The sequence below is a fragment of the Veillonella sp. 3310 genome (assembly GCF_003999875.1).
GTDB lineage: Bacteria > Bacillota > Negativicutes > Veillonellales > Veillonellaceae > F0422.
The window spans coordinates 727067-740032 of the sequence record NZ_RQVJ01000001.1 but is presented as its reverse complement, the minus strand read 5'-3'; the positions used below and the strand labels follow the sequence as shown (position 1 = coordinate 740032).

The window sequence follows — 12966 nt, the reverse complement described above, 5'->3', positions numbered from 1 at the left end:
GAATAATGCCAAAGATTAAAACTCGTCGCGCAGCGGCTAAACGTTTCCAAGTAACAGGTAGTGGTGAATTCAAACGTGCAAAAGCTTTCAAAAGCCATATCTTAGAGAAAAAATCTCCAGCACGTAAACGTAATCTTCGCAAAGCTACATTGGTTAGCAAATCCGACTACAAACGCGTAGTAAAATGCTTACCATACGCATAAGATTCAAACATTTTAGTAACATATAACGATATTGGAGGAATACAATAATGGCAAGAGTAAAAACAGGCGTAACAGCGCATGCACGTCATAAAAAAATCTTAAAATTAGCTAAAGGTTACCGTGGTACACGTTCTCGCTTATTCAAAAAAGCAAACGAATCCGTAATGAAAGCATTATACTATGCTCGTCGTGACCGTCGTGCTAAAAAACGTGAGTTCCGTAAATTATGGATCGCTCGTATCAATGCAGCAAGCCGTATCAATGGTTTATCCTACAGCCGTTTCATCGCTGGTTTAACAAAAGCTGGTGTGGAAATCAACCGTAAAATGTTGGCTGACTTGGCAGTACATGATGCAGCTGCATTTGCGAAATTAGTTGAAATTGCTAAAAACGCGTAAGACAGATATATACTAACCTATATGATAGGTTGTGCGTAGAAGAACAGTCCTTTGGGGCTGTTCTTTTTTGTTACACTAAAATTGTATCATTATGGCTATAGGACAAAATGAGTTGTTTTTACTATCCATAAAAAATACCCTTGAAAGCTATGTTTCAAGGGTATTCATATGGAATTCTCTAAGAACTATTCTACTAATGGAGATATACAATTATCCCAAAGCTGCCGGTAATAGATAATACTTAATTATCTAAAGAACCGTCCCACCACAGGCAATCGAGCGCCGTCGTTTTTGTTAAGTCCCTTCAATACAATCATGATTGCTACATAGATGAAAGCACCAATGATGGCAGTGATCATAATGTTAAAGAAGGTAGGGATACTTCCTTGCAAGATTGGGTAGAAATAATACATAGCTACGCCCATGATGGAGGCGGAGATAATATTTTTACCCAATAAGATAAGGTCGATAAAGTAGCCTGTATGACGATGAATCCAGATAAGATTTAAGAGCGCTGCAAAGCCAATATCAGCCACAGTGGCATAGGCAGCACCGCCGATGCCTAAAGCGGGGATAGCTGTTAATTGCCAGTTTAAGATGACTTTCACAATGGCAGCAATCCCCATGTTGATCACGGGAATGCGCGGTTTGCCGAGCCCTTGTAGGATCCCTGTTGTTACTTGGTGTAGCCCTAAAAAGAAGATGGCCCACGCTAAGATTTGTGTGGCTTCTGCTGCACGTGGTGCGTTATAAATGGTGGATACAACAGGTTCCGCCAAAATGTATAGCATCACTGTAAAAGGAATGGTAGCCACAAAGGTTAATCGCATGGAACCTGCCGTACGATAGTAGACTTGTTTGATATCCTTAATAGATACGGCGTTGGAAATAGCGGGTACAATACTGGTCGCAATGGCTGCAGTAATGATAGTCGCTAAGTTAATAAGAGGTACCGCCATACCCGATAGATAACCGTACAGTTCGGTAGCTTCGTGTAGTGGATAGCCGATGTCGATTAATCGTCTTGGAATGATTGCTACGTCTAGCATAGCTACGATAGGTAACATCATGCTGGCTAACGCGATGGGAATGGACAAGTTGATTAAACGACGAATGATAGACTTGGAACTTTCAGGTGGTTCTGTAGTTGTCATCGGTTCGTCTAATCGTTTTGGTAGACGATAGTAGTAGTACATAAGCACGACTAACGCACCGACTGCACCGATACCAGCGCCTAGGCTAGCACCACCAGCAGCTACATCTAAACCATAAGGAAGTAAGATGTATGCCGCTCCCAGCATGACTACAACACGTAGTAATTGCTCCACGATTTGGCTGATGGCTGTAGGTGTCATCATTTGCCATCCTTGTAAGTAGCCACGATAACAAGAAATGAGGGTTACAAAGAACACCGCTGGCGATAGGGCGATTAAGGAATAGTACGCCCTTGGGTCTGTAATGAAATTAATATCAATAAGCCATTGGGCAGAACCGTAGACGGCAATACTGAACAATAGGCCGAGGATAAATAGCATTTTAAAGGAAATAGAGAATACTTTTTTAGCTCCTAATAAATCATATTTTGCTAATTTTTCCGCGGTCATAATGGAAATGGCAATAGGGATTCCTGCGCTGGATAGCTGCAACGCTAATAAGTACGCTGGAAATGCCATTTGGTAGATACCGATACCTTCACCACTGAGGACTCGAGATAAGAAAATCCAGTTCAAGCTACCAATAGCTTTCACTACAAATCCCGCAATCGTCAAGATGAGCGTACCCTGTAAAAATCGATTAACCATGATATCTCCTATACTGAAAGATTCGATTGAATCTATGAAAGACTTACTTTTAATTGTACCATAGAATAGGCGTGTTCTCAATCATATTGACAAGCTTTGAGAATATAGATTTTTCTTGAATCGCTCTAGTAGATACGGTATAATAACAATATATAGTCATTAATAATGTATTTAATTATATACTACAAGGAGGCCCATTATGCCATTAGTATCTACGAAAGAGATGTTTGAGAAAGCCTATGCTGGCGGCTATGCCATTGGTGCGTTCAATGTCAACGACATGGAAATTATCCAAGGTATTGTGGATGCGGCGAAAGTGGAGCAAGCTCCATTGATCTTGCAAGTATCTGCAGGGGCTCGTAAATATGCTAAACCTGTGTATTTAACAAAATTGGTAGAAGCAGCTTTAATCGATACAGATCTTCCTATCGCTTTGCATTTGGACCATGGTGATGATTTTGAAATTTGTAAAGACTGCATCGACAGTGGGTTTACTTCCGTTATGATTGATGGTTCTAAACATCCATTTGAAAAAAATGTGGAACTTACAGCTCGTGTAGTGGAATATGCTCATAAACATGGCGTGGTAGTAGAAGGCGAGTTAGGTCGTCTAGCAGGTGTGGAAGATGATGTAAACGTTAGTGAAAAAGATGCTTTGTTCACAGATCCAGAAGAAGCCGCTGAGTTTGTTCGTTTAACTGGGGTTGATTCCTTGGCCATTGCTATTGGTACAAGTCATGGGGCTTATAAATTTAAAGGGACTCCATACTTAGACTTTGACCGTTTACAACGAGTAGGAGAATTGTTACCGAACTTCCCAATCGTATTGCATGGTGCATCTTCTGTACCACAAGCATTCGTAGAAAAATGTAATTCCTTCGGTGGTGCTATCCCTGGTGCACAAGGGGTACCAGAAGAAATGCTTCGTAAAGCAGCTACTATGGCAGTGTGCAAAATTAATATCGATACAGATTTGCGCTTAGCGATGACTGCAAGCATTCGTGAAGTATTAGCAAATAATCCTGCTGAATTTGACCCTCGTAAATACTTGGGACCTGGCCGTGAGGCTATCCAAGCTATGGTGCAACATAAAATTAAAAACGTTTTAGGTTGCAGCAACAAAATTTAATTTGATTTGAGAAAAGCTGGCATGCCCTTAGGGTGTGTCAGTTTTTTTGCACACGAAATGGAAAATATTTGTTTTGTCTTATAGCCTTAATATATAGTATACGAAAAGGACTGTACCACATGCCTAGGCATGTGATACAGTCCTTTAGTTGCGTTAGTTGTATATCGTCGGTGGGAATCACCGCTCTCGTAAGCTTCTCGCTTTTCGATATACCGTGATAATAAGATACTACTGTACATAGTATTTTTCAATAAGGAAAAGGGTGTTTTAAGGGATTTGCTTAAAATACTCTGGTAATGGTGCTTGCAATTTGATCCACTCTTGTGTCATAGGATGGATAAAATGTAGTTCTGTGGCATGGAGACATTGTTTAGTTTGCCACGTTAAGGAGCCTCCATATAAATCATCGCCTGCTAGTGGGTATCCTAGAGCACTGAGGTGGACTCGAATTTGGTGAGTCCGGCCTGTATGCAGATAACAGCGCACATGAGTATGATGTGGATGTCGTTGAACCACGGTTATATCTGTATGGGCAGGTTGCCCCAATAGATGAGCACAACGTTCAATAATGCTACCCTCTAGGCGAGCGATGGGAAAATGAATGGATAATTGATCAACAGGAATGATACCATCGGTGATGGCATCGTACACTTTTTGAATACGTATATGTTGCTTGGTGAAAGCATGTTGAACTAAGGCATTCTTAGCAATGATAACGAGACCTGAGGTATCTTTATCCAATCGATGAATGGGATGAAAGCTAGCATTCATAGAGTGCTCTTCAAAGTATGCCAATACACCGTTGGCAAGTGTGTGGTATCTTTCAGAGGAAGTAGGATGCATAAGCATGCCTGCAGGTTTATTGATGACCAGCAAATGGTCGTCCTCGAAGACAATGGCTAAGTCCATTAGTGTGGGGTCGATGTGGGAAGTTTTGGTAAGGTATACTTTCACAGAATCACCTGGATGTAATAGGCTATCCCAAGAAGCAGGTGTGTCATTCACAAGGAAGGAACCTTCACGACGAAGACGTCGGCGCATAGCTTGAGATACCTTTTGCTCACGGATCGCTTGGTTCATGGAGCAAGGCGAATGATCTAATGAAAGGGTGAAATATAAAATTGGGTGCATAAGACTCCTTGTTATACTTGTAACCAGTTAATAAAAATATCTACATTTCTTTTATCATATCATAAGCTAGGATAGATACGATACGTGTTAATAAACAATTTATAAATAAAAAATATCTTTCTTATAAACCCTGTTTATGTCTAGCTAATTTCAACGTTTAGGAGTATAATGAGGTATACAAATGTCTATTCCATGAGGTGTTAGGTCTGAAATAGACAAAGTTGAGGAGGGTTTATAATGAAACAAATACGTTCGCTATTAGTAGCAAACCGTGGGGAAATTGCCATTCGTGTACTTCGTGCATGTAACGAAATGGGCATTCGCACAGTGGCTATTTATTCTAACGAAGATGCACTTTCATTACATCGTAATCAAGCAGATGAATCCTATTTAGTAGGGGAAGGTAAAAAACCGGTAGATGCATATTTAGATATTGAAGATATTATTCGTATTGCTAAGGAACATGACGTAGATGCGATCCATCCAGGGTATGGATTTTTATCTGAAAATGCACATTTTGCACAACGTTGTGAAGAAGAAGGTATTACTTTTATCGGCCCTAAAGTAGAACATTTAGTGATGTTCGGGGACAAAGTAAATGCTCGTATTCAAGCCAAAAAAGCAGATATACCTATGATTCCTGGTAGTGATGGTCCATTGAAAGACTTTGCAGAGTTAGAAGCATTTGCTGAGAAATATGGCTATCCATTAATGATCAAAGCTGTTAATGGCGGTGGCGGCCGTGGTATGCGTGAAGTGACAAAATATGAAGAACTTCGTGATGCTTATGATCGTGCAAAATCGGAAGCAAAAATGGCTTTTGGTGATGATGATGTGTACGTAGAAAAATTAATTGTAGAGCCGAAACACATTGAAGTACAAATCATCGGTGATGAACATGGTAATATCGTGCATTTACATGAACGGGATTGCTCTATCCAACGTCGTCATCAAAAAGTAGTAGAAGTAGCACCGGCATTTGCCTTGTCTCGTGATTTGCGTGACCGTATTTGTGCAGCCGCTGTGAAAATCATGAAACACGTAAATTATGTCAGCGCTGGTACAGTAGAATTCTTGGTAACTGGAGATGGAAATTTTTATTTTATTGAAGTTAATCCTCGTATCCAAGTAGAACATACAGTAACAGAAATGATTACAGGTATTGACATTGTGCATACGCAAATTCGCATTGCCGAAGGTCACGAATTGCACAGTGAAGCGGTAGCCATTCCTGCACAAGAAAATATTCGTTGTGAAGGGGTAGCTATCCAATGCCGTATTACTACAGAAGATCCAAACAATCACTTTATGCCAGATACAGGTAAATTGATTACGTACCGTAGCTCTGGTGGTTTTGGTATTCGTTTAGATGGCGGGAATGCGTTCACAGGAGCTGTCATTACACCATATTATGATTCCTTACTAGTAAAAGCTACGTCTTGGGCATTGTCTACAGAAGAAGCTATCCGTAAAATGTTGCGTTGCTTGCGAGAGTTCCGTATTCGTGGCGTAAAAACAAATGTTCATTTCTTAGTAAATGTATTAGAACATGAAGTATTCCAATCTGGAGATTACAATGTTCATTTCATCGACGAGCATCCAGAACTATTTAACTTGAAAAAAGATAAAGATAGAGGTACAAAACTTCTTCGTTATATCGCGGATGTCACTGTGAATGGTTACAATGGTCATAAAGAGGAAGTGCCAACATTTGAACCTATCATTATGCCATCTAATGTAGCCGGTGCACCAGCAGCGGGAACAAAACAAAAATTAGATGAATTGGGACCAGAAAAGTTCTCTAAATGGGTGCAAGAACAACCAAAAGTATTGTTCACAGATACAACATGGCGTGATGCGCATCAGTCCTTGTTCGCTACTCGTTTGCGTACGGCTGATATGGCTCGTGTGGCAGGTCGTGTGGCGAAGGGATTGCCTAACTTGTTCTCCTTAGAATGTTGGGGCGGTGCAACCTTTGATGTGGCATATCGTTTCTTACACGAAGATCCATGGGAACGATTACGTATGTTCCGTGAACAAGTGCCAAATATCTTGTTACAAATGTTACTTCGTGGTTCCAATGCTGTTGGATATACAAGCTATGCAGATAATGTAGTGCGTGAATTTATCCGATTGGCGGGCAAAAATGGTATCGATGTATTCCGTATTTTCGACAGCTTAAATAGCTTAGATAATATGAAAGTAGCCATCGATGAAGTGCGAAATCAAGGTAAAGTAGCAGAAGTTGCCTTATGCTATACAGGGGATATTCTAGACCCTCGTCGTGATAAATATAATTTGGCCTATTATGTGAATATGGGTAAAGAATTGGCAGCAGCAGGGGCTAATATTTTGGCTATTAAAGACATGGCTGGTTTATTAAAACCTCAAGCGGCGTATAATTTAGTAAGCGCTTTAAAAGATGCAGTAGATTTACCAATTCATTTACATACTCATGAAGGTTCTGGTAATGCTATTTACTCCTATGGCCGTGCTGTAGATGCAGGGGTAGATATTATCGACTTAGCATACTCCGCTTTTGCCAATGGTACAAGTCAACCAAGCATGAGCTCCATGTATTATGGTTTGACTGGTCACGATCGCCAACCAATTATGAATGTAGACTATATGGAAGAAGCATCCAACTACTTTGGCTCCATTCGTCCATACTACAAAGGGGTAGACCATACATCTTCCTATCCAAATACAACTGTATACCAACATGAAATGCCTGGTGGACAATATTCTAACTTGCAACAACAAGCGAAAAGTGTTGGCCTTGGTGAACGCTGGGAAGATATTAAGCGTGTATATCACGAAGTAAGCATGTTATTTGGGGATATCATCAAAGTAACGCCATCTTCTAAAGTGGTAGGGGATATGACCTTGTTCATGGTGCAAAATAATTTGACAGAACAAGATATCTACGATAAAGGTGATACTTTGGACTTCCCACAATCTGTAGTAGAATTCTTCAAAGGATACATCGGTACTCCATACTTGGGATTCCCTGAACGTTTGCAACACATCATCTTGAAAGGTGAAAAGCCATTAGATGGACGTCCTGGGGCGACTCTTCCTGAAGTTGATTTTGAACTAGTTCGAAGAGAATTAGCGGAAAAAGGTGCCGGTACTACGGATGAAGATGTAATTGCTCATTGCTTATACTCTAAGGTATTTGCTGATTATACTACGTTCAAACATGACTATTCCGACGTGAGTGTATTGGATACACCAACTTTCTTCTTTGGTATGAAACGCGGTGAAAGTGTAGAAGTAACCATCGAAAAAGGTAAGACATTGGTGATTAAATACATCCAAATGAGTGAAGCGGATGAAGATGGTAATCGTTATGTCTTATTTGAATTGAATGGTCAACCTAGAACGATTAAAATTCACGACAAACACATTAAAACAACCGGTGTAGTTCGTCATAAAGTGGACCCAACTAAACCAGGTGAAGTAGGTGCTACATTGTCTGGTTCTGTGGTGAAAATTGTGGCACAAGTAGGTCAAGCTGTGAAAAAAGGTGACGCTCTTGTGGTGACAGAAGCGATGAAGATGGAAACAACGATTACAGCGCCAGTATCTGGTGTGGTTGGTGTCATCCATGTCCGTGAAGGTAGCCGTATTGAAAGTGGCGATTGCTTGTTAACTATCGAAGAACAAGCGCATGTAGCAAACTAATCCATACGACGCATGTTGTATCAGTTTGTTAGAAGATATGGGACTAATAGTATTTATGTATATGGATTATACATAGGTTACTCAGTATTACTAACAAGATATACCATAGATGTACCGCAGATATATGACAGATATATCGCAAGTTATAGTGTACATATGTTGTAGGTTATATCATATGACATACGAAAACAGGAGCAACGCTGTTGCTCCTGTTTATCATATATATGTGAGAATCTGTTATTATATAGTTATGTAGCAGAAATGAATAGAAATACATAGAAATAAATATAAGAAAAAATATAAGATATAAAAGGAGTGATTCTTATGGCATTCAAATTGCCAGAAAGGTCCATCAGTAAGGGCCCTAATTTCATTCGAGATGTATTTGAACGTGGCGCAGGGATTCCTGGATTCATTAGTTTTGGTATAGGAAATCCTGCTGGTGAAGTGGTGCCAGTAAAGGAAATTCAAGCTGCTTTTGACCACATTGTACATACAAATCCATTAGAAATTTTACAATATGGTCCTATGCAAGGAGATGCCAAGTTAGCAGAGCAAACATTGTACCGTTTGGCACATGTTCATCACATGCCTACAGAGAACCAACAGTTGTTATTGTCCATTGGAGCGGGTCAAGACTTAGGGCTAGTGCCACGTACCGTGTGTGATGCGGGCGATGAAGTGTACATGGATGCCTATACTTTCACAAGTGCTATCAACGCAGTGCGCAGTGTAGGAGCCAAAGCTGTGGGGATTCCTACCGATGGGGATGGCATGATTCCAGAAGCGCTAGAAGAGGCGGCAAAATCAGGAAAAGGTAAATATATCTATCTGATTCCTAATTTTCAGAATCCTACAGGTATCACTATGCCATTAGAACGAAGAAAAGCGATTTATGAAATTGCAAAAGCTTATGATTTGTTCATTTATGAAGATGATCCATATGGTGAAATTCGATTCGGTGGTGAACGAGTTCCTACTTTCAAAGAAATGGACGCGGATAATCGTGTGCTCTATGCAGGGTCCTATTCTAAAACGATTTCTGCGGGGTTACGAGTGGGATTCTTATATGGTCCAAGTGAAGTGATCCAAGCCATTCAAGTGATGAAGAATAATTGCGATGGTCAAATGCCACTGGTCACACAACGTGTAGTGAGTCATTTGCTAGAACACATCGATTATGATGAGCAAATCCAAAAGGTGTGCAAGGTGTATCAAGAAAAATGCCAAGTTATGTTGGATACATTCCGAAAATTTGGTAGTTCTAAAGTGCATCTAACGGAGCCTACTGGAGGGATGTTTATATGGATGACCTTACCAGACCATATAGATTGTGATGCCTTTTTTGAAGAGGCCATTGCTCGCAAAGTAGGCATCGTAAAAAGCGGAGCCTTTGCAGCAGATGGAGTTCCTTATGGACAACATTTCCGTTTAAGCTATACTGTGCCATCTTTGGAAGATATCCGTAAAGGCATGCAAATCATTGGAGAATTGACACGTGAGTATTGTGGGGAGTAGTTATTTCCACTGTACATGTATTTGATACAGATGAATTACAAGCGCAACATACGTAGGATAACTGTGTTAGTTATTAGCGATTATGTTGCGCTTATCTTATAGGAGGGTGTTACAAAATACTTGTATCCTATGATATAATATGAATATACCTATAGATATATAGGATATACATGCTTTCGCAGGTGTGAATGGCATTTATTGTTATGGTAGAGAAAGTTCTTAGGACTTTCAGACATATAGAAAGAAGGTTTATTATGGCATGTGGAGATAACGGTGGTTGCAGTGGTTGCGCTTCCTCTAGCGGATGCGGTACGCAACAACCAGTGGATTTAACAGTAAAAACAAATGATAGAAGTCATGTGAAAAAGGTGATCGGCATTGTATCCGGTAAGGGTGGTGTAGGTAAATCCTTAGTCACAAGTTTAATGGCAGTAAGCCAGTCTCGTAAGGGTAAATCTGTAGGGATTCTTGATGGAGATATTACAGGTCCATCCATTCCAAAAGTATTTGGTTTGAAAGACAAAGTACGCAGTGATGATGGCAAGCTAATGTATCCTATCGTGTCTAAAAATGGCGTAAAAGTTATGTCTGTGAATTTGCTATTAGATGATGAATCGGATCCAGTTCTTTGGAGAGGTCCTGTTGTAGGCAATGTAGTTAAACAATTCTTCTCCGATACAGTATGGGGCGATGTAGATTACTTATTTGTAGATATGCCTCCTGGAACGGGTGACGTAGCGATGACAGTGTTCCAATCTTTACCATTGGACGGCATTATTGTGGTCACATCTCCGCAAGATTTAGTGTCTATGATTGTGGAAAAAGCTGTCAAAATGGCGGATATGATGCAAGTGCCTATCATTGGTGTGGTAGAAAACTTTGCGTACTTCCATTGCCCAGATAATGGAAAAGATTATAAAATCTTTGGTGAAAGTCATATCGATGAAGTGTTGAAAAAATACAATTTATTGTTACTAGGTCGATTACCAATCGATCCAAAAATAGCGGAATTGTGCGACGCTGGTGAAATTGAAACCATAACAACAACAAATTTAGAATCAGTAGGCTTACCAGAGTAAGTGTGGACAATACCATAGTGTACGTTGTACCTATGGTATTTTTCATAGGAGGAATTATGTGTGAACAAAACGAAGTAACAGCTATGTATGCGGACTTTTTTGAGTATATTGAAAGCTCCACCTCACCGTATCATACGGTGGAGGAGTCTTATCGGCGACTCGAAGAGCAAGGCTTTACGCCTTTATCCATGGATGAAGAATGGAATTTAGTTTCAGGGGATTATGTCATTGACGTATATGGTACTACTTTAGTGGCATTCCATATTGGAGAGAACCCTAGAGAAACATTGCGTATTGCTTCTGCCCATACCGATTTTCCAGGGTTCCGGGTGAAGCCAAATCCGATGATTACGGACAAAGGCTATGGTAAGCTCAATGTGGAAAGTTATGGCGGATTAATTCAATATACTTGGTTTGACCGCCCGTTGTCCTTAGCTGGTGTAGTAGTGACAAAAGGCGAAGGTCTAAACCTAGAAACGCACTATGTAGATATGGCAAAACCGGTGGCTACTATCCCTAGTTTAGCAATCCATATGAATCGTACAGTCAATGAAAAGGCTACATTTAACAAGCAAAAAGAAATGTTACCACTCATTTTAATGCGTGGCCTTGGAACGGAGTATGAAGATGACAAGACCTTATTAAAAGCTTTATTAGCGGAAGAAATTGGCTGTGAACCAACAGATATTCTATCCTATGAGTTGACCGTGTATAACACAGATACAGTGGAAACAGTTGGCTTTGATGCGGAATATATTAGTGCACCACGATTAGATAATCTTACGTCTTGTTATGCTTGTTTACAAGGCATTATCAGTGCGAAAGAACAACAGGCTACAGGGATTCGTATGGCATTCCTATTTGACCACGAAGAGGTGGGTAGTCGTACCAAGCAAGGAGGAGCCTCCTTGTTGTTACCAAATGTAGTGCGCCGTGTGTACCGTGCCTTGGGGATCTCAGAAGAAGCCTGTGAAGCGGATATTGCCAAAGGGTTCATGATTTCTTCTGATGTGGCTCATGGATATCATCCTAATTATGGTGAGAAAAATGATATTACGAATTACCCAACTTTGAATGGTGGTGTAGTGTTAAAAATCGCTAGTTCTCAGTCCTATGCAGGAGATGCGGTTGCACAAGCGATTGTAACAGATTTGTGTGAGACCCATAATATTAAGCATCAAATTTATGTGAATCGTTCTGATATTCCAGGTGGTTCTACAGTAGGATCCATTTCTTCCGCACAACTGGTGATGCGGACTATGGATGTAGGATTACCGCTGTTAGCTATGCATTCTGCACGTGAGTTGATGGGTACCTATGACCAAATTGAGTTAAATCGGTTATTAACAGTATTTTTAGGGGAGGCATAATATGATTTCCATGATGGCAATTTTTGTGGCATTAGTATTGAATCGGATTTCTACACCCTTTCAACGTATGTTCTATGCAGGAACCACAGTGAAAGAACAGCAAAAAGAAGAAGTTACAAAGGCATTACAATTATTGGGTATGATTGTGGTGGCTGTATATGGGGTGACAGGAAATATTTCCTTATTAGGTATTGATGGGGTCACCATTGTACAAACTGTTCTTGCCATAGCCTTAGGTATAGGGGTTGTGCAAGTATTTGAAATCGTATCAGTATCTCATTTACGTCCTGTATTAGAAGGACAAGAAGCACCTAAGACCGTATATGATCGCTGGATTTGGGATACTATATTCATCGTAGGGTTACTATCTGCGCATGTACGGTATGGCTTAGAGTTTTATTACATGGTCCTTGCATGGGTATTGTATATTCTTATCCCTTATGTAGTAACGCGATATAATATGAGTCGTGGCATAGAGTTTAGCATTGGAAAAAAGGCCTATAAATGGGGCGCTCTAATCTGGATTTTTGCAGGTCTTATTCACTTGTTTGTATTATGATTCTCAATGAGAACGTGATATAATAAGTTAGCATTATGACAAAATGTTATACATATATAACAACGGTTTGAACTAGTGCGCTAGGGAGAG

General features: G+C 40.2%; 10 protein-coding genes. 8 read left to right on the top strand and 2 right to left on the bottom strand.

The window, feature by feature from the left end:
* The first annotated feature begins 5 nt into the window (after positions 1–5).
* Together rpmI and rplT are read left to right on the top strand one after the other, a co-directional pair.
* A complete protein-coding gene (rpmI, locus tag EO127_RS03555; RefSeq protein WP_009354135.1) occupies positions 6–203 on the top strand; it encodes a 50S ribosomal protein L35 in 198 nt (65 codons plus the stop codon).
* Positions 204–250: 47 nt separating this feature from the next.
* Positions 251–601 (top strand): 50S ribosomal protein L20, encoded by a 351-nt coding sequence (gene rplT, locus EO127_RS03550; protein WP_126939044.1) that lies wholly within the window; start codon positions 251–253, stop codon positions 599–601.
* A gap of 245 nt (positions 602–846) precedes the next feature.
* On the opposite strand, the gene EO127_RS03545 is transcribed toward rplT, so the two are convergent.
* Entirely contained in the window at positions 847–2403 is a 1557-nt protein-coding gene (locus EO127_RS03545; RefSeq protein ID WP_127448034.1) for a polysaccharide biosynthesis protein, read from the bottom strand.
* A gap of 199 nt (positions 2404–2602) precedes the next feature.
* Here EO127_RS03545 and fba point away from each other — a divergent pair, with 199 nt between their 5' ends.
* Positions 2603–3532, top strand: coding sequence for a class II fructose-1,6-bisphosphate aldolase (gene fba / locus EO127_RS03540; RefSeq protein WP_127448033.1), 930 nt, complete (start codon positions 2603–2605; stop codon positions 3530–3532).
* A 267-nt stretch (positions 3533–3799) separates the two neighbouring features.
* Here fba and EO127_RS03535 read toward each other — a convergent pair whose 3' ends face one another.
* Positions 3800–4663, bottom strand: coding sequence for an RluA family pseudouridine synthase (locus EO127_RS03535; RefSeq protein WP_127448032.1), 864 nt, complete (start codon positions 4661–4663; stop codon positions 3800–3802).
* A gap of 237 nt (positions 4664–4900) precedes the next feature.
* Between EO127_RS03535 and EO127_RS03530 the strand changes: the two genes are divergently transcribed.
* The 5 genes from EO127_RS03530 to EO127_RS03510 all read left to right on the top strand — a co-directional run bounded on the left by EO127_RS03530 (position 4901) and on the right by EO127_RS03510 (position 12876).
* On the top strand, positions 4901–8350 hold the full coding sequence (locus tag EO127_RS03530) for a pyruvate carboxylase (protein WP_127448031.1): 3450 nt from the start codon (positions 4901–4903) through the stop codon (positions 8348–8350).
* Between the two features lie 324 nt (positions 8351–8674).
* Positions 8675–9868, top strand: a complete 1194-nt coding sequence (locus EO127_RS03525; RefSeq protein ID WP_127448030.1) for a PLP-dependent aminotransferase family protein — start codon at positions 8675–8677, stop codon at positions 9866–9868.
* Between the two features lie 254 nt (positions 9869–10122).
* Positions 10123–10947, top strand: coding sequence for an Mrp/NBP35 family ATP-binding protein (locus tag EO127_RS03520; RefSeq protein WP_127448029.1), 825 nt, complete (start codon positions 10123–10125; stop codon positions 10945–10947).
* A gap of 56 nt (positions 10948–11003) precedes the next feature.
* A complete protein-coding gene (locus EO127_RS03515; RefSeq protein ID WP_127448028.1) occupies positions 11004–12317 on the top strand; it encodes a M18 family aminopeptidase in 1314 nt (437 codons plus the stop codon).
* Between the two features lies 1 nt (position 12318).
* The gene (locus tag EO127_RS03510) at positions 12319–12876 is read left to right on the top strand and encodes a hypothetical protein (RefSeq protein ID WP_127448027.1); all 558 of its coding nucleotides are present in this window, start codon (positions 12319–12321) and stop codon (positions 12874–12876) included.
* Positions 12877–12966 lie beyond the last annotated feature (90 nt).

What these genes read in the sequence shown, in the direction of transcription:
- rpmI (WP_009354135.1), top strand. Translation starts at nt 6, where the DNA reads ATGCCAAAGATTAAAACTCGTCGCGCAGCGGCTAAACGTTTCCAAGTA.
- rplT (WP_126939044.1), top strand. Translation starts at nt 251, where the DNA reads ATGGCAAGAGTAAAAACAGGCGTAACAGCGCATGCACGTCATAAAAAA.
- EO127_RS03545 (WP_127448034.1), bottom strand. Translation starts at nt 2,403, where the DNA reads ATGGTTAATCGATTTTTACAGGGTACGCTCATCTTGACGATTGCGGGA.
- fba (WP_127448033.1), top strand. Translation starts at nt 2,603, where the DNA reads ATGCCATTAGTATCTACGAAAGAGATGTTTGAGAAAGCCTATGCTGGC.
- EO127_RS03535 (WP_127448032.1), bottom strand. Translation starts at nt 4,663, where the DNA reads ATGCACCCAATTTTATATTTCACCCTTTCATTAGATCATTCGCCTTGC.
- EO127_RS03530 (WP_127448031.1), top strand. Translation starts at nt 4,901, where the DNA reads ATGAAACAAATACGTTCGCTATTAGTAGCAAACCGTGGGGAAATTGCC.
- EO127_RS03525 (WP_127448030.1), top strand. Translation starts at nt 8,675, where the DNA reads ATGGCATTCAAATTGCCAGAAAGGTCCATCAGTAAGGGCCCTAATTTC.
- EO127_RS03520 (WP_127448029.1), top strand. Translation starts at nt 10,123, where the DNA reads ATGGCATGTGGAGATAACGGTGGTTGCAGTGGTTGCGCTTCCTCTAGC.
- EO127_RS03515 (WP_127448028.1), top strand. Translation starts at nt 11,004, where the DNA reads ATGTGTGAACAAAACGAAGTAACAGCTATGTATGCGGACTTTTTTGAG.
- EO127_RS03510 (WP_127448027.1), top strand. Translation starts at nt 12,319, where the DNA reads ATGATTTCCATGATGGCAATTTTTGTGGCATTAGTATTGAATCGGATT.